Genomic DNA, 21,110 nt, shown 5'->3' on the forward strand with positions numbered 1-21,110 from the left:
GGAATGGATGCAAGGACATGGAGATCCACGATGGGACAATTCGCAACAGGGGTAACCATTATTACGACGATAGATGAGGACGGGCAGCCGCTTGGCATGACAGCCAATGCGTTTACTTCCCTCTCGCTGGAGCCGCCGATGGCGCTGATCTGCGTCGATCGCGGCAGCTCCACGCTGCCAAAGCTGATTGCAGCGGGCAAATATTGTGTCAATGTGCTCGGGGCCTCACAGCAGGCTCTATCCGGTAGCTTCGCCAGGAAGGGCGGCAGTGAGAAGTTCCAGGGCATCGCCTACGAGCGCGGCGAGCTTGACCTGCCTGTACTCCAGGGCTGCCTGACTAGCATTGAATGTGAGATCAGCGATGTGCTGGAGGGCGGAGATCATCTGATTCTGCTCGGGCGCGGCATCCGCATTCATCCATCAGAAGCGGCGTCACAGACGGAGCCGCTTCTATTCTACCAGGGCAGCTATGCCAAGCTGGAACCCGCAGGAGTGTAACCGATGTTAATGACGACGATTATAGGCAATCCAAAGGCCAGATCCAAAACCCGGACGATCGCAGAGGAAGCGGCTTCACAGCTTCATGCTATACTAGAGAAACAAACATCGGAGGAGATTGAGCATGAGGTGATCGACCTGGCCGACTACGCCGTCGCACTGGCTACATGGGATCAGAGCATCATAAGCACACTGCTCGCTCGTATCGAGTCATCCTCATGCCTGGTCATCGCCAGTCCGACCTACAAGGCAACGTACACCGGGCTACTCAAGCTTTTCCTCGATGTGCTGCCGATGAATGCCCTGGCGGGCAAGCTGGCCTTCCCGATTATGGTCGGGGCAGGCTATCAGCATCAACTGGCGGTTGAGCTGCATCTGCGGCCGCTCCTGTCGGAGCTGGGCGCGCTCTGCCCAGCGCGGGGGCTATACGTACTGGACTCGCAGTTGGATCAGCGCCAGGACGTTCTCTCCGAATGGGCAACAGCCCAAGAAGCTGTCATGAAGGCTCTGCTGTAAGCTGCGGCGGAGAAATATTCGTGGCGGCGGCAAGAGGCTAACCCGAATATTTGCCCCATGCAGAAAGGTGGATTCGATCATGGCTCCAATCATGAAGACGGACGAGCACAAAACAAATGTACAGGAACGAATACTCAATGGCGCAGAGGAACTGTTCGCCAGCAGCAGTTATTCGGCGACGCGTATCAGCGATATAGCGGCTAAGGCCGGGGTGAATCAGGCGATGGTGCACTACTACTTCGACACGAAGGAGAAGCTGTATCAGGCTGTGCTGGAACGATTGTTTCGCCAGTGGGAGAGCTATCTTGAGCAGCAGTCCTGGGAGAATGTCCACCCCGAGCAAGTGCTGAGACAGTATGTGAAGTCGCATTTTGAGATTAAATGTAAAATTCCGAACTTATACAAAATTTTTCACAAGGAAGCACTGGAGGGCAGCAAGCTGTTCGATCAGTATGCCTCGGCAAAATGGTTTCAGGATTTCCTCGACAAAAGCCGCATGTTCACCGAATGGAAGCAAGCGGGCATTATCAATCCGCATGTCAATGAGCAGGTTGTGCTCTTCTGCCTATGGGGGATGATGAACCAGTTCTACTACCGCGACGAAGAGGCGCTCGCCATGATTACCGGGCACTCCGGCTCCATCGAACGACTGCAAGACGAGATTGCCGACCAGATGGTCGCACTGGCACAGCACGGCTTGCTGGCGCACAGTCTCAAAACAGCCGAGCCACTCGCCACCTCCTCTGTAGAGCCGCGTGTCATTCATCTGTTCTATGATGAGTCGGCACTCGGGACGGGAACCACGAACATTCGAGAGTCCTCCTCGGAGAGAGCGGCCGGGCGGCAAGCCTGCAGCGACACGAATGCAGACGACAAGATGGAGAATCCGCCACAGGATGAGGATGTGTCGGGCATACTGGAGATGATACAGAGCTGGCAGGGCTGCACGGTGCGGCTGTGCCGGAGTGTAGAGGCATGGAGGCAGGAGACGCCTCGCGGCAAGGACCTGCTCTTCCTCGTCACCTCCAGTACATATGGCGAGCTATCCGCCTCTACTGTGAAGCTGCTGCAGGAGCTGGAGGCCAACTCCTCTATTGTTGCCGACCGCTTCGTGGCGATCTGGACGAAACGCCGGGGGCCAGCATCGGATGCGGTACAACAGTTGCTGGAGGAGACGATTAACCGTTTTGGAGGCTTTGCCATCTCGCGAATTGCGGCGCATACCGTGCACGGCTATCTCAACCGCTGCGCGAAAATGACCGGTATTTAAGAGAACCTTGTGTACATGGAGCAGGTGATGGTATGGAGACGAAGTTCAAGGGATGGAGCAGCACGCAGTACAATTGGCTGTTTGCAGGGCTGCTGCTGAGCATCCTGTTAACCCAGCTAGACCAGACGATCGTGTCGACCGCGCTGCCGACGATTGCGACGCAATTAGAAGGCTTTGCCCAGATGTCCTGGGTGTTCACCATATATATGCTGACTTCAACGGCGATCACCCCGATTGCGGGCAAGCTGTCGGATCTATATGGCCGCAAGTTGTTTCTTATACTGGGGCTGACGATCTTCGTCATTGGCTCCGTCCTGTGCGGCATGGCGGATACGATGCTGCAGCTCATTATTTTCCGGGGGATCAAGGGAATCGGGGCTGGCTTCCTGATGCCGATTACCTATACCGTGGTCTTCAGTCTGATGCCAAGAACCGGCAACAGCATCTACCAGACGCTGTATATGAGCATCTTCGCCTTGTCCTCGGTCATCGGCCCAGCGATCGGCGCGCTCATCACCTCGCTTTTGGACTGGCGCTATATCTTCTTCATCAACCTGCCGTTCGGCTTGCTGATTCTCGTGATCTTCCTTCGGCTACTGCCGCATGATCCATCGCCATCGCATCGAGGCGCCTCGATCGGCTATCTCAGCCCGGCGCTGCTGATTACAGGCACCCTGTCGCTGCTGCTGGCATTGAAGCTGGGCGGCGTCCAGTTCGCCTGGAGCTCGGTCGAGATCATCGGACTGCTGGCAGCAGGCATCGGGCTGGGTGCATGGTTCGTCCTACAGCAACTGAGGGAGAAGGAGCCGATCATTCCGATGCCTCTGTTCCGTGACCGTGTCATCGCCAGCACCTATATGGCGACCTTCATGCAAGGGATCATTATGTATGGCTCGCTCGTCTATATCCCGCTGTTTGTACAGGGCGGCCTGGGCGGCGGTGTAGCGGGAACAGGCGGAGCGCTGACACCGCTCATGCTGTGCGTGATGCTGGGCGCAACCTTATGTGGCGCGCTCATCTCGCGTACCACATGGAGATTCACGATCAGCACCGCCATGCTGCTCTCTGGCTCCGGCATCGTGCTGCTCATCTTCCTGCCGATCAACGTCAGCTTCATCGTCCTCTGTCTTGTCATGGTGCTGATTGGACTGGGCATCGGCATGATGATGATGGTTGGACAGACGGCCGTCAGCATGGGCGTTGACGAATCCGTGCGCGGTGCTGCCACCTCCTCCGTCAGCTTCTTTCGTTCGATCGGCGGAGTGCTCGGGACGGCAGTCCTCACGGTATTGGTTTATTCACATCTGTCGAGGCTATTGGCGGAGCATCGCTCCGAGCTGACAGGTCTTGCCACAGCACCGGGCACTGTCACAGACCCGTTAGCCCTGCTAAGCTCCAGCACCGACCTCCCGGCCAATCAGCTTGCACTGCTGCGCCAGTTGCTCGGTGACGCGGTGCAATACGGCTTCTGGTTCCTCGTCGGGGCTGCGGCGCTAGGCTTCCTCGCGGCCTTCTGGGCCGGAGCCGCACGGCAAGCGCCTCATGCGCCTGTGGCTAAATCGGAGGCCGCTCCATCGCAGCAGGCGGAAGCGGTACCGCTCCGTTAACAGCAACGAGCAGCTTCGTCAGTCAGCCGACCATACGATAGCCAATGCTTTAACTATTCCTAAGCAAAGCCACATACGCAGCAAGGGAGCCTCACGGCTCCCTGCTTCACCTTATAGACAGCTTCTGATCCTTGATCCTGGACGAAGCCATCTGGACAACTTCCCTGCTCCTATGCTAATGCCGCCCTACTCCACCAAGGTGAGCAGCTCGCTCACCGGTGTTCGTGGTCTGGCGCGACGCACCTTCTCGTGGTCGAAGTACCCCATGTGCAGCGTACCCACCACCTTCTGCCCTGGCTTGACGCCGATGCCCTCGCGGTATCGCGGATTCCAGTTATAGTCATTCGTCTTCCATACTACCCCGATGTCCCGTTCCCAGGCCAATAGCTGCAAGTTCTGGATCAGAGCGCTGGCGGCACACAGCGCCTCCTCCCATTCCTTCCACCGCGGCTCCTCATCAATCAAGACCACCAGATGCACAGGCACCTCGTTGCAATAGATATGCGCCACCTTATCGCCCAGTTGCTCCCGCTTATCATCCGGGTAAGTCGACAGCACCGCATCTGAGAACTGCCTGCGGCCCTCCCCTGCAAACAGAATGAACCGCCATGGCTCCTTCCGCGAGTGGAACGGTGCCCAGACCGCCGCATCCAGCAGCTCCAGCACCAGCTCGGTTGGCACTGGCTTGCTGGAGAACTGATTGACCGTGCGGCGCTCGCGAATCGTCTTCTCAATCGCTGCGTAGCTTTCCATGTCCATTCTCCCCCTCTACTCCGTTACTAACGCCTTCAGCACATCGTCCACCTTCTGGTTATAGGCGATCGGCCCGAACGTCATCCAGTGATCCATACTTACCTCGTAGACCTTCCCGCTCTGAACCGCAGGCAGCGCCTTCCAGAAGCTGCTGTCCATAATTTCCTGTGCCAGCTCCTTGCCGCCCTCATCATATGTGATGAACAGACGATCGGCATCCAGATCCGGGAGAATCTCTGTGGAGACAACCTTCATGCTCTCATCGCCCCAAGCGAGCTGCTTCACAATGCTCGGCGGATTGAGACCCAGGTCAGTATACAGCACATTGCCCACATAACCGCCGGGGCCACCATACAACCGCAGCTCCTTATTGCTGCGAACACGGATCAAGGCGACCGTCTCATCCCCAAGCTCGGCTGCCAGCTTCACCTTCGCATCCTGGATTTTGGCCTCATAGTCAGCCAACACCTTCTCCGCCTCGTCCTCCTTGCCAGTCAGCTTGCCAACCGTGCGCAGCGTCTCCCGCCAGTTATCCGGCGCATCGGCGGGCAACACATAGGTTGGGGCAATCTTGTCATACTTGTCGTACTTGCCCTCGCTCGCATAGCCTGGAAAAGCCAGCAATATCAGATCAGGCTGAGCGGTCAGCGCCGCCTCGAAGCTCACAGCGCTCGAGTCGAGCGTGGGCAGATCGCCAATATGCGGCTGCAGATACTGCAGCGAGAACGATCCGATGACCGTCTGAGTAACGGGCTTAATGCCCAGAGCGACGAGATAGTCCTCCAAATACAGGCCGATGATGCGCTTAGGCTCCTCAGGCAAGGTCATACTGCCAAATTCATGCTCAAATGTACGCGGCCACCCGCTCTCTCCCGCCGGCTGACCCGCCTCCTGCTCCTTCTGTACCCCATCAGACTGATCGCCGCCATTCTGCTTGGCACCTGTATTCTCTGCGGCATTCTGACTTGTGCCTGAAGGCTGCTCCGTCACTGCCGATTCTCCGCAAGCGGCCAACATCACACCCAGTGCCGCTATCATGCTGAACATCCGAACGATACGCATTACTTTCATTGCTGCATCCCCTTGTTTGATAAAGATTCTCATTATCACGAAAATGATTGTAACACGCCTCTTGGACTGCAACCATACGGAATTAGCCGAAAATCTTTATAAAATTGTCAGATGCGCTTGCAGTATATGGCGCCTACTCCAGAATGTCCGCCGCTTCATCTCCCCGATCTACACCTAGCAGTGCATTCAGCACATGCTCAATCTTGCTCTCATGAGCAATGATCCCGAATGTCATCCAGACATCCGTTGTCTCCACATAGACGCGACCGCTGCCCACAGCAGACAGGCTGCTCCAGCTTGGGTCGCGCATGAGCTGCGCGGCTTGTTCCTCCTGCCCTTCATCTACGATTAGAAACAGATGATCCGCGTTCAGCGCGGATACGGTCTCCAGCTTGACCGGCATCACACCGGGCATGTCCTGAGTCCGCCAATCGCATAGCATCTGCGGCATCGCTAGCCCCAGATCCTCATACAGCACGGGCGCGGTATATCCGCCAGAGCCGCCGTACAGGCACAATCCATCCTTGAAATGAAGGCGCAGCACGGCCACCGTCTCGCGGCCGATCTTCCGCGACAGCAGTTCGCGCGCTTCCTGCACCTTAACCTCATAGCGAGCCACCGCCTGCCTCGCCTCTGCTTCCCGTCCAATCAGGCTCCCTAAACTGTGCAGCGTCTCGCGCCAATCGCCCATCGCCTGTTGAAAGACATAGGTCGGCGCAATCTCCGCGAAGCGGTCATATCGCCCATCCCCTGCAAAGGAAGCAAAGCCAAGCAAGATCACATCCGGCCGGGCGCGCCGAAGCTGCTCGAAGTCAGGTCGACCCATATCCAGCTTCTCGACCCCCTCCAGATAAGGACTGAGATATCTCTGGTAGTAGTCTGACCATGAATACTGCATGAGCGGCTTCACGCCCAGTACCGTTAGATGATCCTCCAGAAACAGCCCGACAATTCGCTGTGGACGACTCGCCTCACGATCAGCAGTGGGAGGCGCAGCACGCAAATGGGTCGTATACGCCTCCGAGCTGGCCAGCTTGCGGCCGCGGTTGCGCTGGACATAGGAAGAGGGGGAGAGGCCGGTCACCTGCTTGAAGCGGCTGCTAAAATAAAACTCGCTGCTATAGCCCACCGCCTGTGCAATCTGGCGCAACGGATAGTCCGACGTAAGCAGCAGCCGCTTGGCATGCTCCATCCGAATCTCCGCCAGCATATCCATCGGACTGCGCCCCATCTCCTTGCGAAACACGGAGGAATAATAACCGGGGCTCATGCCGGCGATTCCTGCCAGCAGCTCCCTTGTAATCTCCTGGTCATATGCCTGCTCCATGTAAGCCATCGTCCGCTGAATCGCCCCCTCGCGGTCATCGATCCGCGGCTTGCAGCGCTGGGCCGCATCGTCCCACATCTCGTCCAGCAGCTCAAGAAATTCCCGCTGGCACTGCAACTGCACGCGTTCATCCGTCTCAACATGCAGCTCGAGCAAGCGGTCTATTCTTGCGCCGATGGAGCCACTCTCGTCATAGGCGATCTCTCCTGTATAGGGGAACAGGGCGGACTCATGACGAACACCATGCGCTTGAGCCGCATTCGTCAGCCGTATCCCGTCGAACAGCAGCTCCACACCTTGCAGCTTCTGCCTCTGATCGCTCCAAAGCTGGTAGCGCGTACCGGGCGCCAGCACGATACATCTGCCGCGATTCAGCAGGATGGGAGCTTCCCCTTCCGGCTTCAGCTCACCGCTTCCGCCCTGTATATAGAGCAGTGCGTGGTGGGGGCGGTTACGCCTGCCGTCATCTGGGCCGCCTAGAGGACGGATGTCCAGCAACGCATAGAAGATAGAAGATAGGATGGGCGCATGGTGTCGCTTCGTCATTGTAGTTCCACTCCTCAAGCCGCGATTAGACGGCTGTTAATGATACTATTACCTTACCACTCGGAACGGTTCAACGAAACTGTTGGCCGCGAAGTAGATGGCTCTATCAAAAAAACCGCAGCAACTGCGGTCTGCAGATGTTGCGGTAGTGTATAGACGCATTCAATTATGACTGTGCCGACGAAGAATCTTCAATAACGATGCGATCCAGCTTCGCATTGACAGGGTTTGCAATCGTGTCACCGACCGGGCACTTGCTCTCCAGGAAGCGAACGAATGCCTCCACATCCTCCTTCGGTGAATCGGTCTGAACGTAGAACGTATAGCGAATATCCGAGTACCCTGGACGCACAGGCGCACGATCGAAGAACCCATCCAGATCCAGATCTCCCTCAACCTCGACGCGGAATCCGTCCAGCTTCACATTAAACTTGGGCGCGTACACTCTCGCCACGATCGATTGGCAGGCCCCCAGTGAGGCCAGCAATGCTTCTACAGGATTCATCCCCGTATCGGTTCCGCCCAGTGCTGGCGGTTCGTCAATGACGAGCTCAAATTGTCTAGCCTTGGTCAGTACTTTCACTCCGTCTTGCAGTTCAGCCGTCGCTTTAAATGTACGCACAGTCGACATTACAATCGCTCCTCTGTATCTATAATAAAATGCCTTTGCTACCAGCAATTTCAAACAATTCTTATTAGTATAGTAGGTTTTATATATATTATAGAATTGGTACATCCATCCTGTCAATGACAAGTTCCGAGGTCTGAGCTCGCCCTTCTAGCTCCCTCCTCCTGCTTCCCACACGGCAAACCGGCATGCGTCTTACTGAAAGACGGTACTTGACATGAAAGGTTATTTGTAACTATAATAGTTACAGTTCATATATGAGTACATTCAAGCCCCGCGGCTAACGTCGATTGAATACTAGCTGTGTGCTTGCCCCAGCCGCCCACAGCCCCCCACGGTGACACGCAAGGCACCTGGCAGTAGTCATCCAACCTGCGGAGTAGGATTTGTTAAGTATTGGAATACTACACAACGAAAGGGGAAGTTCAATATGAAAATAGAGGTATGGTCCGACTATGCATGTCCCTTCTGCTACATCGGGAAGGAGCGGTTAGGTACTGCTCTGGAACAGTTCGAACACCGTCAGGATATTGAGGTCGTCTACAAGAGCTTCGAGCTGGACCCTCAGGCTCCACGGGAGGTTGACCATGATGTTCATGATATGCTGTCCGCCAAGTACGGCATGAGCCGGGAGCAGGCCATTCAGATGAATCGCAACCTCGCGCGTCAAGCTGAGGATACAGGACTTACCTTCCAATTTGACACCATGAAGCTGACGAATACCTTCGATGCGCACAGACTGACACAGTATGCCGCGCAGCAAGGGAAGATGGACAAGATTGCGGAGGAGTTGTTCCGCGCCTATTTCACCGATTCGCAGCATCTGGGGGATCACGATACCTTGCTTGACCTTGCGGAGCGGATCGGTCTAGACCGCCAGGCCACGGCCAAGATGCTGGAGGGTGATGACTTCGCCACCCAGGTACGCACAGATGAGGATGAAGCACGGCAGCTCGGCATCACGAGTGTTCCCTTCTTCGTCATCGATCGCAAATACGCAGTATCCGGGGCACAGTCGACAGATACGTTCCTTCAGGCGGTGCAGAAAGCATGGAGTGAATCTTCGCGTCCATTGCAAGTGCTAGGCAGCGAGCAGCCCGGCACGAAGGATGATGCGGCGAATTGTCAGGATGGCTCCTGCTCCATAGAGTAGACTCTGTCTGCCCCGCTCATCGACCTCTTACGGTAGCTTGAGGAGGCTGCAGCCTGCGCGCAGCTACACCTGAACAACTCAGGTGGGTAGCGGCATTCCTCTTCCTGTGAATAGTTGCCTCCATATTATGGGATGCTACATGATGTAATTTCATATCCTGTAGAGGAGGCTAACACACCATGGGCAGCAAGCATCTGATTATCATCCATGGGCGCGACAAGAAGCCCGTCTGTGAGGAGATGGAGAGATTCGTCCGCTTGTCGTTGACAGCAGGCCTGCGCCGAGTCGACGAGCGTGCCGCACACCTGCTGGAGGAGGAAGCGGTGAAGCTCTCCTTTGTCTATTACGGCGACATTAACAATCGGCTGTTGCTGGAGAAGCAGGTGGGGATGTCGCAGGAGGATTACTGGTTCAAGCAGAAGGGCAAATGGTATGTAAGAGCATGTTATTACCATGAGGATCTGGAGCGGCTGATCGCGCGTCCTACGGCGGAGCTGAACCAAAAGGCCTACAGCGAGCTAGTGCGCCACCAGCCATGGATCACCTTCCGCGATGAGCTGGCCGGAGCGATCAGCCCCTTCCTCTCTCTGTTCGATATGAGCTATCGGGCGATTCGCAAGCTGTTGCCTGATCTTGGGGCGTATCTGGACAGCCGGAGGGTTGGCTCCGAGATTCGTGAACGGCTGCAGGCCCCTCTAGGCAAGGCGCTGGGCGGCAGCGAGGATGTCATGCTGATCTCGCACAGCATGGGCTGCATGGTGTCCTATGATGTGCTATGGAAATTCTCGCGAATGAGTGAATATAAGCAGCTATGGAACCAGAAGCTGAAGGTATGGCTGACCATCGGCAATCCTCTGGGGGAGCCGTCTGTAATGAAGGGTCTGTATGACTCCAATGAACCGGAGGACGGAAGGTATCCCACCAATGTGGAACAATGGGTCAACATCAATGCGGTAGATGACTATATTGCTCACGACCAGACGATCGCCGATGATTTTCGTCCGATGCTTGACCGAGGACTGGTACGGGAGGTAATCGATGAATCTCCGATCTACAATCTATGGCGGGATCAGCGGGGGCGGTGCAACCCGCATAATCTGTTCGGCTATCTCAATCACCCCACTGTGGCCCGCCAGGTTGCCAATTGGATCAACAGATGAATTTTCACGCATCCCTCCGTCTCTCAAGAATGTGAATCGAACCCGACAATGAAAGAAGAAGCACACCTCAACATGCCGGTTTTATCCGCATTCCTGAGGTGTATTTTTTTGGCGTGCTATTCATGCCAATGGACGTTCTGGACAGCCTTCTCTCATCCATCATCATGTGCTAATGGGCACCTTCATCTTATGATCTTGGCTTCTCTCTGGGCAGCCTGGCTATGGGCCTGTCGTCAGCCCAGCTCCTACCCTGTCATGTTCGACGTATGTACGTTCTTATCCGTCGGGGCTGCCGCACTAGTCATCGTCAGCCGCAGACGGATGGGAGAGCCGGTCGCAGACTCCATTTTATAAACCTACACTGGAAAAATATATTCATATCTGCTTTAATTTAGATGGAACTGATAGTATTCAGTAGGTAGAGTAAAGGAGATATCGCCCATGAGGTATTTGACAGCAGAATGGTATGACCTATGCCAGAAGATCGATCTGCATACTCGCTTGAGGGTTCATCGCGGTGCGGATCGGCTTGACGAGGGGCTGTATGCCCGTCTCTATAAGCGGAAAGAAAAAGAACATATTACAATTCGGCGTGAGCTCTATGATACCGATCCCCGCTTTATGCTGGAGCAGGACGGAGCGACTATGGTGCGGCTGGATGCGTTCCTGAGCGAAGAGGCTCCCGCTCAGGAGGATACGATGGTCTATGAGATGCCGCCTGAACAAAAGGCTCATATCGAGCAGTTAATTGCAGCGTTCGATGCCCGTCCACCGTTCGACGAGGAGCATAGCCGCCAAGAATTCCGCAGCATCCATGCTCTTCATGTCACGGTAGCGCAGCGCACACTTCCGCCCGAGCTGCGTGCGGAGATTGCCGATCTGCGTGTCTATGCGCTCGGCTACTGCACCAAGGAGGTCAAGCGCCGGGCGGCTGCGCAAAGCAAGAAGAATAAGCATGAGGTGCATCGCATCCTGGGCGAGTACGCACTGGCGCAGGATGCCGAGCCGATTCCCCAGGAGATTCGCAACGGATGCCGATTCCACGATTGCCGGGTGGTCTCGATGCAGGCAACAGGCGGTGCAGATCCGGAGCTTGTTATTCGCCTGAACACGGATGGGGGCTTCACGAATCTGAATCGCCTGACACTTGTCGCAGCCAAGATTATTCATCAGACGGGAGAAATCGAGAACAGCTGCTGGCTCTATGAGGAGCTGTACCGCCATGAAGAAGGCTATGAGCTGCATGTGCTGCTAAGCGGCGGCAAGGGTATGACTGAGCTGACTGTCCGTTGCAGAGAGCTTGTTGCGGAGCAGGTATAAGCGCGGGCCGCACGACCCTATACGACTAATACACTACATTGCATTGCATAACATCGCTTTGCGTTGAGACATTAGATTTCCTATTCTATCCTCCACGAAACAGGGCCACGCCATTCATGGTGCCGGGCCCTGGACGCTTTTCCTCTCCGAGCCCCTGCCACTTCCAGCCTCACAGCCCTATCATTTCAGCCCTCTTTCATCCGAGCATTCTCATCCACCACAAGCGTAAATGGCTGCCGACTTCCCTGACGTGCTAAGCTTCGTGTAGCCGTAAATATAGAAGTCAGGTATGAGCCGCTCCACTTATAAATCCTTATATCCTTATCTATCTAGTGAACCCATCCCGCTCTGACGACAATATATAGGTGAATGGCCATTCAGAAAGGAGCTGCGAATTGAATACCGAGGAGTTGACCGAGCTGGTGAAGCAGCACGGAACATCTATCTATGCCTTCTGCTACAGACTCGAAGGGAACAGGGCGGATGCAGACGACCTCTATCAGGAAACGTTCCTGAGAGCTGTAGAGATGCGTTCCCGAATTGACACGGCTCGCAACCCAAGAGCCTTCCTGGTGACGATTGCCATACAAGTGCATCGGAATATTCGCCGCAAGCTCGCGCGCAGGCTGAGACTTGCTCCGACTGCCAAGCTGGACGCAATGGAGCTGTCTGATCCGAGCGGAACGGCTTGCACACCAGAGGATGCCGTATTGGCGATAGAGCGACAGACCCTGATACAGCATGCGGCACATCAGCTCAACGATAAGCACAGGCTGCCGCTCTACATGCACTACACCGCAGGCATGACGATCGAGGAGATCGCAGCGGCCTTGAAACTTCCTGAAGGAACGATCAAAAGCAGGCTGCACAAGGCACGTCAAACCTTAAGAAAAGCATTGGAGGTGCACTCTCTATGAAAGACGATGATCTGGAGCGACTGCTGCATCATGCACTGTCATCCGCGCCAGAGCCCGGAGAACCATTAAATCAGCAGGTTACCAGACACATGCAAGATGATAGCCGAGGGAAGAGCATCCTTCGCAAAAAATATACGGTCGGGCTGTTCGTCGCCGCTTTGCTGCTCACGCTGTCTATCTCAGCTTATGCGGCGGTGCAATTTCTACGTCCCGATCAGATCGCTACGCATATAGGCGATACATTATTGGCCGAAGCCTTCCAAAGCAAGGAAGCTGTACCCATGAATCAGACGGCCTCTTCCGGGGAGTATGTGTTTACACTCCATGGTCTGGTGAGCGGGGCGAGTCTGAGCGGGCTCCCTCACTCTTCAGAAGAGCTGTATCCGAGCCGAACTTACGCCGTTGTCTCCATTAGCCGCCAGGATGGCGTGCCCATGCCCGACACGAGCGATCCCGAATATGGACAGGACCCGTTCTTTATATCTCCGCTGATTAAAGGACAAGAGCCATGGCGTGTCAATATTGCCTCCATGAACGGTGGTTACCATGATATCGTGATCGACGGTATTATGTACAGGCTGATCGCTTGCGATCAGGTGGAAATTTTTGCAGACCGGGGGATTTATCTGGCCATCAGCAGCGGATCGCCCTTTTACAGCACCGCGGCCTTTGAATATGATGCGGCCACAGGGGAGGTCCATGCCAGAGCCGACTACGCTGGAGCCTCATTGCTGTTCGATCTTCCTCTGGATGCCTCCAAGGCTGATCCGAAGCAAGCCCAGAATTACCTCGAAGATTTGCTTAATCCTCAATCGGAGCGGAACAAGGAAACCTCAGGCACGGAACCGACAGGCGACATCGACAAGTACGCTGCCTCGGTCGCCAAGATTCGCGAGGCGATTCGCAATGGCGATTCGATCGGGGAGACCGTGGAGGGCTCGGTTCAAGAGGTTGATTACGATGAATCCGGGAATATAACGTTTGAGTATGATGGGATACGCTCCACAGTACCGCTTGAAACGGTATTTGAAGAGGGGCAGACAGGATTTTCCACCAATAATTTCCCAATGAGCGGCGATGGTCATCGATATATCGTCGTTCTATTTCACCGGGATGACCAGGGCACAATCACCGCCCGTCACATTGTACTCGACCCCGCTTATGCTCCGCAGTAGCTTAACGGTCGGGCTTCGCCTGGCAGCAACCACCGTCAAGCAGGTAAATAAAGCGTGCCCGAACCGGGCACGCTTTACTATTAGAGGCTACATCTGCTAATCAGAACCAGCTACCACTCCATATTCCAACATTTTCTCATGAAAAACGATTGATATTTATGCCTATCTATTTTATACTTACAAAAAACATACCGATTGAATGTTTTCAGGAGGACAACTTGAAAAAGAAATATACAGCGAAGGAAGTCAGAAACTTAATACTGGATACGGCTTCGGTGTTATTTATTGAGAAAGGGTATGAGCATACTTCTATTAGTGATATTGTTGCTGGATTGGATGGGCTTACTCGGGGGGCGATTTACCATCATTTCGAATCGAAATATCAGATTATTGTAGGAATCGCACAAAGGTTTATACCCGAACAGGATGTATTCGATGCTATTGATGAACGAGATGATTGGAGTGGCTTGGACAAGATTCAGACAATATTACTGGAAACGATGTTTAATGAGAATATTTCGAAATCGACAGCCATTTCGTTGTCCTTAGTCAGGGACCCGACCTTTGCTTCGATCTATAACACTCAAATGTGCCAAGTGATGACCCCAATTCTAATCAAGTATCTGAAGGCAGGCAATGAGGACGGCTCGATCACCGTACCGCAACCCGAACAGATGGCAGAGCTCATTATTTTATTAACAGGCACCTGGTTCATTGAGGCCCTATTTCCAAATACAATTGAATTGTTTTTTGAGAAATTAAAAGCCGCTCAATATGTGCTACAAAAAAGTGGAGTAAATGTGCTAAGTGATGAGGTCTTTTCAACTATCGTCAAAAACTTACGAGGGCTACACCATGATTAAGGGAGGAAGACGTATGAAGAAACCCTTGAAAATTTTTGGGATCGTTTCGCTATCTATGCTACTCATTATTGCACTGTTTTTTTCAGGAGTTTTTATTAACAATAAAATTCAATTGAATCGTGAAGGCAAGAAGATCGTATCTTACGGTCAAACCGCTGTGATCGATGGAAAAAACATGAGGTTCCAGATCTCAGGCAAAGGCGAAAAGACAATCGTTCTATTACCTGGTTATATGACGGCTTCGCCCATCATTGATTTCAAGCTACTGATTAATGAATTAGAGAAAAAATATCGAGTGATTGCAGTAGAACCCTTCGGGTATGGTTTAAGCGATGATACGGACAAGGAAAGATCTGTTGAAAATTTAAATGAGGAACTACATGAGCTCCTGGCTCATCAAGGGATTAACAAGTACACAATTATGGGGCATTCCATCTCGGGGGTATATTCTCTGGCCTATATTAATAAATACCCTCATGAAGTTGAAGCCTTCATAGGCATCGATAGCAGCCTTCCCTCCCAAGGAGGCGCTGATGAACATAATTCGGAAGCCATTCAATTGTTAAGTAAGTTGGGACTATATCGATTACTCTCCAATATGAACGTAGACATGTTAAAAATTCCAGAAGTTGGAGATAAACTTGGCGAGCAGTATAGATATTTATCCCTTAAAAATATAGGTTCGGAAGCAACGATGAATGAAGGCGAATCCATGGTAGATAATTTTAATAAAACTATTGATCTACAGTATCCTAAGAACCTGCCCGTTTTATATTTTTTGGCTACTGAAAGCACAGATACTAACGATAACTGGTTGAAGATTCATCAAGACATGATTCAAAATAGTCAAAAATCAGCTATCCACATCATAGAGGGCGAACACTATCTACACCATACCCACTCAAAGCAATTGGCCGAGCTCACTGCATCTTTTTTGGACTGATTCGTTAATACAGCGTGCCCGCTCCGGGCACGCTGTGCTGCTAAGGGACATCAGCAGCTAACTAGAACCCGAACCCGCTACCACATCAAATTGATGGGGGGCACCATTGTAATACACGTCAATCTCATCCGGTTTCTTCTGAAGCCCAAATTTTGCGATGATGTGATCCTTCACCTCACTATCATTACTCGCATTGTCTTCGGCAATCCATATTTTTAGCTTCCCTGTTTCCTCTGACACGTTCATTCTGGTTTTGTAATAAAGGTTCTCGCCGCTGTTCTTGTTGAAATAGAGCCAATAGTTGTACGTTCCATCTTCCTGTAGAACATAGAATAGATGGATGCCCTTGTTGGATGTTGTTGATTCGATCCACTGTGTCACGTTCTGATCCAAATGATCTTGACCTTCCATGATAGTAATATCAATAGTGTTCTTTTGACCATTTAGTAACTGCACTCCTGCAACAACAGCTATAATCACAATACCGGCGAGCAGAGCATATAGCATTCCGTCTTTTCATTTTAGATTGCTCCTCATAGCTTCATCATAGACGCTTAACAAAACGGGGGAAGATTTCCTACGTGCTCTTTGAGAGCTGTCAAGTCAACAATTCGCCGGCAGATTTGGCGCCTTGACTCTGCAGCCAATGAACAAGATCGGTAGCAGAACTACGATGCGCTGCATCCAGTGGAGTTAATCCATCCCAGACGGATATCCAGTTCAGTTCGGCACCTTGTTCGAGGAGGTATGCTGCAGACTGCAACTGACCTCCGTGGCAAGCGCACCAGAAGGCAACGGTAACCTTGTTCGGAGGAGAAGCGCTATTTGCTCCCCAAGGATATCTCTCAGAAAGCGTGTTCCCAGCGAAATAAGCTTTTATTACGTCCATCTGTCCAAGCGCAGCCGCATGCCAGAGTGCAATCGTCGCTCCGCGTTCAACCAATCTACGGGCTGCATGCCATTGTGCAAATGCTACTGCATCGTCCAGTGGCGTGCCACCGGCAATCACTGCACCTGGCGCTTCGATGTCGGCGCCAGCATCAAGAAGCGCGTCAAGAACTTCAATGTCATCGGAACTCGCAGCCCAATGCAGCGGTGTCTCGGTGTTCGAACCCGTGAAACGAGCGTTCACCTCCGCACCGAACTCGACTAACACTCCCACGGTAGCCGATCCGTTGGGAAAGTGACCGGGCCAGTCAGTCACCACATGCAACAGTGTTCGAGACATCCTATAGCTGTCGCCTTCGTTACTATTGTCTCTTCCGATAATTCTTGCCCTTGCCAACCCTGGATTCTCGACGAGCAGTCGCTTCAAAGATGGAATATCGCCAGTGTGGATCGCTTTGACAATGGTTACTGCCAGCGTTTCATCTTCGTAAATAAAGTCCATATCCAACCTCCCAATATATAATCAGTCCTATCTCTATCCCTCATGGCTCACGTGGTAGTTTAATTACTGACATAAATTTGAACTTCGTAAATTCGCCGTACTTGATGTATTCGTGGAATGATAATAATGTCCTGCTCGTTCGTAAATGGTTGGAGTTTTGGATTATCAATGCTTTCTAAATCGCGGCTGGACTCTTGCTCCGCACGTAAGAACTCGTCACGAGGGTTGTGGATGGACGGAAGCAAGGGTCACGAACATTCGACAACCACCTGTTCCGACCGCCGGACTGTGGCTGGCTCCAGGCTTCCTGCAACCACTTTCCTCGACTTCTTGTTTGCAAGCTGTTGACAGTACAGCCCAAAGAGGGCCGCAACAGCCCGCCCACCGGCAACCTGTCACAGCCCCCAAACCCGCGTCCAACGCGGCCTCTCCGTCCTTACTCTTCTCCCCTCGCAATCGGATTATTCTTGTACGAGATCCAATCGCTCCAGCTCCCGGCATACAGCCGCACCTTCGTAAATCCCGCTTCCTTCAGCGCGATAACGTTCGGTGTTGCGGTGACGCCGGAGCCGCAATAGACGATCAGCTCGCGTTCGCGATCCAGATCGGCGAACCGATCAGCTTGCGCGGCGGCATCCTTCCATGCACCGGACTCTGTGATGCCGTCCTTCCAGAAGCGGTTGATCGCGCCCGGTATATGGCCGGCCACTTTGTCCAGCGGCTCGACCTCGCCGCGATAACGTGGAGCCTCGCGGGAATCAATCAGCGTGACGCGCTCGTTGCCGAGCAGCTCCTTCACCTCGTCCATCTCCACCAGCATCGTATGCTGTACCGTTGCGAAGAACTTCGCAGGAATGAGTACCTTCTGCTCGGACGTTACCGGGAAGCCCGCATTCGTCCATGCCGTGAAGCCTTCATCCAGCACGAATACCTGCTCGTGGCCCAGATATTTCATTAGCCACCACAGTCTCGAAGCCATAGCCCCGCCTTGGTCGTCGTAGGCAACGACGCGGGATTCGTTACTAATGCCGACGCGGCTCAACGCGACCGTAAGATCGAAAATATCCGGCAGCGGATGACGACCGCCATGCCCCTCTTCGTCGAGCGGAGCTGACAAATCCTTTTCCAGATCGAGGTAGACGGCTCCGGGTATATGCGAAGCCTCATACAGCTCGCGGCCCGCGTCCGGCGTGCCCATCACAAATCGGCAATCAACGATGACGACATCCGGCTCGTACATGCGGGCGAGCAGCCATTTTAACGATACGATATTGTTCATTTCTTCATCCGCCTTCCTGTATCCATACCTGCGTCCTATTATACCGGATAACCCTTCGTATGATAAAGCAGGAAGCGAATCGTCATATCCTTCGCCTCAATCATCAAAAAGGCACCGCACGCCATCCCATGGCGCACGGTGCCTGACTGTACCTTGTTCAAACTGCCCTGCTTAGTCAATGCGAATCTGCTTACGGTGCTCAGTATCCAGACGCTTCGGCAGCTCCAGTCTCAGCACACCCTGCTCCAGCTTGGCCTTGATGCCGTCCTCGTCGATCTGCCCGACGTAGAAGCGGCGGGCGAACTCGCCAGAGCGGCGCTCCTGGCGTAGCACACGATTCGCATCGTCCTTTTGCTCTGTATACTCATTGCGCTTGGCGCGGATCGTCACATATTGCTGCTCCACTTCGACGCTAATATCCTCCCTGGCGATGCCCGGCAGCTCCGCCTCGATCAGATAGCGATCCTTCTCCTCACGAATGTCCGTGCGGAAGGTGCCCGAGCCCGTGAATGGAGCGGCCCAATGATCCTCCACCAGATCGTGGAAGGACTTCATCATGTGTCCGAGCATATCCTCCTGGCGTTTGCGGAATGGAATCAGATCAAACATCAAAATCAGCTCCTTTGTGGATTGGTGGTGTTCACAGTTCTTATTATATACTGCAGTCACCAAAGCCCTCAAAGCCGATCCTCCACCGAAAAACGCGATTTTAGCTCATTTAACCCCATGAAGCTGAAATAGCTGCCTCACTCGCTTAATTTGACCTTATTTGACTTTCTGACCTTATCTGACGAATCCGAACCCGTTCCACCAGGAGCAGAACGATCATAATCACCAGCATCACAAGGGTCAATCCAGACAGCATCGCCATCGTCCAGCTTGCATTATAGGTGTCCATCAGCCAGCCCGTCAGCTTCGGGAACAGCGCGCCCCCGAGCCCTCCGGCGGCGACGAGCAGACTCGTCGTCCGTTCGGTGTAGCCAGGCAGCAGTTGATTGATGTACACCAGTCCGATTGCAAATACCCCTGCCCATACCAGACCACTCAGACCGATGACGAACAGGCTCCAGCCCGCCTGGCTGACGAAGCTCAGTACGATCAGCGACAGCATGCCGGCGCCCGTCATGATCAGCAGAAACCGGCCGTACCCGCTCCATTCCGCCACTCGTCCAGCAAGCAGACGACCGACGACCATCAACCCCCAGAACATACTGATCGTGGACGCCGCCTCCGCTTCATTCAAGCCGAGCCGCTCGATCATAATAGAAGGAAGATAGTTGGAGAAGCTCATCTCCATACCCACGTATAAGGCAAAATACAGCACTCCCAGCACGAGAATCGGCAGGGCCCAGCGTGGATAACGCTGCCGAATCACAGGCTGTGCTATACTGGAATCCGCTTGCGGCCTGCGCGCCATCAGTTGATCGACATGGCCGAAGGACATGAACGCCCATAACAGAAAGGCAACCCCCGAGACAGCCGCGACAATGGGGAAGCTCAGCTCCCAGACCCCGTTCTTGATCAACAGGGCGGCGATGATCGGCATCATTAGCGCCCCCACGCCAAAGAACGTCTCGATGAACGTCATGGCGGACGCTTTTTTCTCCTCGACGTACTCTATAATCATCGCTCCAATAATCGCTTCGGTCATCCCGAAGCCAAAGCCCGCCACCGGCGCAATCGCAAGCATCCAGCCCCACGGCAGGAACAGGCTGTACAGCCCTTCCGCGACGGTCAAGCTGCCTAACGCCAGCAGCAGCGTATTGCGCCGACCAAGCTTCGAGGACAGCCACGGCGTCAATAGCACCCCGCCTAGAAATCCAAGGAACTGGTTCATAATAAATTGCCCGCCGGATTGATAATCCAGCCCATACTGCGCGAGCAACGGCTCCAGAATCGCTCCAGCCACGACATGCGCCATCCCGATAACAAGATAGGATAAGCTGCTCATCCATATCAACTTTTTCATCTCTAGCTCCTTTATGCGTGAACAATTGTAGTATCAGAACAAGGCCACCACTGCTTATCATATCATGTCGGCCCGATTTTGCTATAATGATTTTACACGCAGGCCACACGACACAGGAGGAACATCAGAATGGACGAGCAGCATGCAAGCAATCGGGGACGGCCGCCTTCAGTGGGGGAGCTGGAGTTCGCGCCGCTGACACAGGCTCATGCGCAGGCTATATGTAACTGGCGCTACCCTCCGCCCTATGACATCTTCAATCGCACCTCCTGGCAGCAGCTTGAAGCGGCGGAGGTTGATCTGGGCGACTCCGTAACCCGATCAGCCCAATACCTATCCATCATCGACCGCTCTGGTCAGCTATGCGGCTTCGTCCAACTGTTCCCACTGGTGGGGACGATGCGGCTGGGCATCGGGCTGCGCCCCGACCTATGTGGCCAGGGTATGGGGGCGGAGTTAATGCAACGGCTGATTCAGGAGGCGCGCCGCCGTGCGCCGGGGCAACATATCGACCTGGAGGTGCCGCAATGGAATGCTCGCGCCATCAAGACCTACCAACGGGCCGGCTTCGTCATCTCGGACAGCTACCCTCTCAAGATCGGCTCGCAATGGCAGCACGTATACTGCATGGTGCTCGAAGATGCCAAGACCGACTAATATGCGGGCAGGCGGAGGGACGTCTATGCTCCTCGGGTTCCTCTGTTCGTCGTCCCTCCCTTGACAGG

Annotated in this window: 22 protein-coding genes; 12 read left to right on the forward strand and 10 right to left on the reverse strand. The window is 53.8% G+C overall.

Features of this window, described 5'->3' with window-relative positions; translation table 11 throughout:
* Nucleotides 1–3 precede the first annotated feature (3 nt).
* The 4 genes from ACY1JZ_RS20125 (at nt 4) to ACY1JZ_RS20140 (ending at nt 3,891) form a co-directional block, all read left to right on the forward strand.
* Nucleotides 4–498, forward strand: coding sequence for a flavin reductase family protein (locus ACY1JZ_RS20125; RefSeq protein WP_462630700.1), 495 nt, complete (start codon nt 4–6; stop codon nt 496–498).
* Between the two features lie 3 nt (nt 499–501).
* A complete protein-coding gene (locus ACY1JZ_RS20130; protein ID WP_462630701.1) occupies nt 502–1,014 on the forward strand; it encodes an NADPH-dependent FMN reductase in 513 nt (170 codons plus the stop codon).
* Between the two features lie 79 nt (nt 1,015–1,093).
* Nucleotides 1,094–2,284 (forward strand): TetR/AcrR family transcriptional regulator, encoded by a 1,191-nt coding sequence (locus ACY1JZ_RS20135; RefSeq protein ID WP_462630702.1) that lies wholly within the window; start codon nt 1,094–1,096, stop codon nt 2,282–2,284.
* Nucleotides 2,285–2,316: 32 nt separating this feature from the next.
* Nucleotides 2,317–3,891 (forward strand): MFS transporter, encoded by a 1,575-nt coding sequence (locus tag ACY1JZ_RS20140; RefSeq protein ID WP_462630703.1) that lies wholly within the window; start codon nt 2,317–2,319, stop codon nt 3,889–3,891.
* A gap of 186 nt (nt 3,892–4,077) precedes the next feature.
* On the opposite strand, the gene ACY1JZ_RS20145 is transcribed toward ACY1JZ_RS20140, so the two are convergent.
* The 4 genes from ACY1JZ_RS20145 to ACY1JZ_RS20160 form a co-directional block, all read right to left on the reverse strand.
* The gene (locus ACY1JZ_RS20145) at nt 4,078–4,644 is read right to left on the reverse strand and encodes a nitroreductase family protein (protein WP_462630704.1); all 567 of its coding nucleotides are present in this window, start codon (nt 4,642–4,644) and stop codon (nt 4,078–4,080) included.
* Between the two features lie 15 nt (nt 4,645–4,659).
* Nucleotides 4,660–5,715: an ABC transporter substrate-binding protein gene (locus tag ACY1JZ_RS20150; protein WP_462630705.1), complete on the reverse strand. Its 1,056-nt coding sequence runs from the start codon at nt 5,713–5,715 to the stop codon at nt 4,660–4,662.
* Between the two features lie 133 nt (nt 5,716–5,848).
* On the reverse strand, nt 5,849–7,588 hold the full coding sequence (locus ACY1JZ_RS20155; protein WP_462630706.1) for a helix-turn-helix domain-containing protein: 1,740 nt from the start codon (nt 7,586–7,588) through the stop codon (nt 5,849–5,851).
* Nucleotides 7,589–7,754: 166 nt separating this feature from the next.
* Nucleotides 7,755–8,219 (reverse strand): OsmC family protein, encoded by a 465-nt coding sequence (locus ACY1JZ_RS20160; protein WP_270167197.1) that lies wholly within the window; start codon nt 8,217–8,219, stop codon nt 7,755–7,757.
* Nucleotides 8,220–8,646: 427 nt separating this feature from the next.
* On the opposite strand from ACY1JZ_RS20160, the gene ACY1JZ_RS20165 reads away from it, so the two are divergent.
* From ACY1JZ_RS20165 to ACY1JZ_RS20195, 7 genes are all read left to right on the forward strand, one after another.
* On the forward strand, nt 8,647–9,369 hold the full coding sequence (locus tag ACY1JZ_RS20165; protein WP_462630707.1) for a DsbA family oxidoreductase: 723 nt from the start codon (nt 8,647–8,649) through the stop codon (nt 9,367–9,369).
* Nucleotides 9,370–9,548: 179 nt separating this feature from the next.
* Nucleotides 9,549–10,529, forward strand: coding sequence for a hypothetical protein (locus ACY1JZ_RS20170; protein ID WP_462630708.1), 981 nt, complete (start codon nt 9,549–9,551; stop codon nt 10,527–10,529).
* Between the two features lie 441 nt (nt 10,530–10,970).
* On the forward strand, nt 10,971–11,849 hold the full coding sequence (locus ACY1JZ_RS20175; protein ID WP_462630709.1) for a DUF4085 family protein: 879 nt from the start codon (nt 10,971–10,973) through the stop codon (nt 11,847–11,849).
* Nucleotides 11,850–12,244: 395 nt separating this feature from the next.
* Nucleotides 12,245–12,766, forward strand: a complete 522-nt coding sequence (locus ACY1JZ_RS20180) for an RNA polymerase sigma factor (protein WP_462630710.1) — start codon at nt 12,245–12,247, stop codon at nt 12,764–12,766.
* Nucleotides 12,763–13,941: a hypothetical protein gene (locus ACY1JZ_RS20185; protein WP_462630711.1), complete on the forward strand. Its 1,179-nt coding sequence runs from the start codon at nt 12,763–12,765 to the stop codon at nt 13,939–13,941. The genes ACY1JZ_RS20180 and ACY1JZ_RS20185 overlap by 4 nt, the downstream gene beginning before the upstream one ends.
* A gap of 218 nt (nt 13,942–14,159) precedes the next feature.
* On the forward strand, nt 14,160–14,804 hold the full coding sequence (locus ACY1JZ_RS20190) for a TetR/AcrR family transcriptional regulator (protein ID WP_270167176.1): 645 nt from the start codon (nt 14,160–14,162) through the stop codon (nt 14,802–14,804).
* 13 nt (nt 14,805–14,817) lie between these two features.
* Nucleotides 14,818–15,747, forward strand: a complete 930-nt coding sequence (locus ACY1JZ_RS20195) for an alpha/beta fold hydrolase (protein ID WP_462630712.1) — start codon at nt 14,818–14,820, stop codon at nt 15,745–15,747.
* 57 nt (nt 15,748–15,804) lie between these two features.
* On the opposite strand, the gene ACY1JZ_RS20200 is transcribed toward ACY1JZ_RS20195, so the two are convergent.
* The 6 genes from ACY1JZ_RS20200 to ACY1JZ_RS20225 form a co-directional block, all read right to left on the reverse strand.
* Entirely contained in the window at nt 15,805–16,254 is a 450-nt protein-coding gene (locus ACY1JZ_RS20200) for a hypothetical protein (protein ID WP_462630713.1), read from the reverse strand.
* 91 nt (nt 16,255–16,345) lie between these two features.
* On the reverse strand, nt 16,346–17,137 hold the full coding sequence (locus ACY1JZ_RS20205) for an ankyrin repeat domain-containing protein (RefSeq protein ID WP_462630714.1): 792 nt from the start codon (nt 17,135–17,137) through the stop codon (nt 16,346–16,348).
* Nucleotides 17,138–17,573: 436 nt separating this feature from the next.
* Nucleotides 17,574–18,416 carry a sulfurtransferase gene (locus ACY1JZ_RS20210; RefSeq protein WP_462630715.1) on the reverse strand — a complete coding sequence of 281 codons (843 nt, stop codon included), beginning with the start codon at nt 18,414–18,416 and terminating at the stop codon, nt 17,574–17,576.
* A gap of 38 nt (nt 18,417–18,454) precedes the next feature.
* Nucleotides 18,455–18,577 (reverse strand): hypothetical protein, encoded by a 123-nt coding sequence (locus ACY1JZ_RS20215; RefSeq protein ID WP_462630716.1) that lies wholly within the window; start codon nt 18,575–18,577, stop codon nt 18,455–18,457.
* Nucleotides 18,578–18,587: 10 nt separating this feature from the next.
* A complete protein-coding gene (locus ACY1JZ_RS20220; protein WP_462630717.1) occupies nt 18,588–19,025 on the reverse strand; it encodes an Hsp20/alpha crystallin family protein in 438 nt (145 codons plus the stop codon).
* Between the two features lie 145 nt (nt 19,026–19,170).
* Nucleotides 19,171–20,385 carry an MFS transporter gene (locus tag ACY1JZ_RS20225; RefSeq protein ID WP_270167166.1) on the reverse strand — a complete coding sequence of 405 codons (1,215 nt, stop codon included), beginning with the start codon at nt 20,383–20,385 and terminating at the stop codon, nt 19,171–19,173.
* 129 nt (nt 20,386–20,514) lie between these two features.
* Between ACY1JZ_RS20225 and ACY1JZ_RS20230 the strand changes: the two genes are divergently transcribed.
* Nucleotides 20,515–21,042: a GNAT family N-acetyltransferase gene (locus tag ACY1JZ_RS20230; protein WP_462630718.1), complete on the forward strand. Its 528-nt coding sequence runs from the start codon at nt 20,515–20,517 to the stop codon at nt 21,040–21,042.
* Nucleotides 21,043–21,110 lie beyond the last annotated feature (68 nt).

The organism is Paenibacillus sp. J5, from assembly GCF_054955055.1.

Coding starts and splice junctions, on each gene's coding strand:
- ACY1JZ_RS20155 (WP_462630706.1), bottom strand. CDS start 7,588: ATGACGAAGCGACACCATGCGCCCATCCTATCTTCTATCTTCTATGCG.
- ACY1JZ_RS20220 (WP_462630717.1), bottom strand. CDS start 19,025: ATGTTTGATCTGATTCCATTCCGCAAACGCCAGGAGGATATGCTCGGA.
- ACY1JZ_RS20125 (WP_462630700.1), top strand. CDS start 4: ATGGATGCAAGGACATGGAGATCCACGATGGGACAATTCGCAACAGGG.
- ACY1JZ_RS20205 (WP_462630714.1), bottom strand. CDS start 17,137: ATGGACTTTATTTACGAAGATGAAACGCTGGCAGTAACCATTGTCAAA.
- ACY1JZ_RS20175 (WP_462630709.1), top strand. CDS start 10,971: ATGAGGTATTTGACAGCAGAATGGTATGACCTATGCCAGAAGATCGAT.
- ACY1JZ_RS20140 (WP_462630703.1), top strand. CDS start 2,317: ATGGAGACGAAGTTCAAGGGATGGAGCAGCACGCAGTACAATTGGCTG.
- ACY1JZ_RS20210 (WP_462630715.1), bottom strand. CDS start 18,416: ATGAACAATATCGTATCGTTAAAATGGCTGCTCGCCCGCATGTACGAG.
- ACY1JZ_RS20225 (WP_270167166.1), bottom strand. CDS start 20,385: ATGAAAAAGTTGATATGGATGAGCAGCTTATCCTATCTTGTTATCGGG.
- ACY1JZ_RS20230 (WP_462630718.1), top strand. CDS start 20,515: ATGGACGAGCAGCATGCAAGCAATCGGGGACGGCCGCCTTCAGTGGGG.
- ACY1JZ_RS20165 (WP_462630707.1), top strand. CDS start 8,647: ATGAAAATAGAGGTATGGTCCGACTATGCATGTCCCTTCTGCTACATC.
- ACY1JZ_RS20135 (WP_462630702.1), top strand. CDS start 1,094: ATGGCTCCAATCATGAAGACGGACGAGCACAAAACAAATGTACAGGAA.
- ACY1JZ_RS20150 (WP_462630705.1), bottom strand. CDS start 5,715: ATGAAAGTAATGCGTATCGTTCGGATGTTCAGCATGATAGCGGCACTG.
- ACY1JZ_RS20185 (WP_462630711.1), top strand. CDS start 12,763: ATGAAAGACGATGATCTGGAGCGACTGCTGCATCATGCACTGTCATCC.
- ACY1JZ_RS20170 (WP_462630708.1), top strand. CDS start 9,549: ATGGGCAGCAAGCATCTGATTATCATCCATGGGCGCGACAAGAAGCCC.
- ACY1JZ_RS20145 (WP_462630704.1), bottom strand. CDS start 4,644: ATGGAAAGCTACGCAGCGATTGAGAAGACGATTCGCGAGCGCCGCACG.
- ACY1JZ_RS20130 (WP_462630701.1), top strand. CDS start 502: ATGTTAATGACGACGATTATAGGCAATCCAAAGGCCAGATCCAAAACC.
- ACY1JZ_RS20195 (WP_462630712.1), top strand. CDS start 14,818: ATGAAGAAACCCTTGAAAATTTTTGGGATCGTTTCGCTATCTATGCTA.
- ACY1JZ_RS20200 (WP_462630713.1), bottom strand. CDS start 16,254: ATGCTATATGCTCTGCTCGCCGGTATTGTGATTATAGCTGTTGTTGCA.
- ACY1JZ_RS20160 (WP_270167197.1), bottom strand. CDS start 8,219: ATGTCGACTGTGCGTACATTTAAAGCGACGGCTGAACTGCAAGACGGA.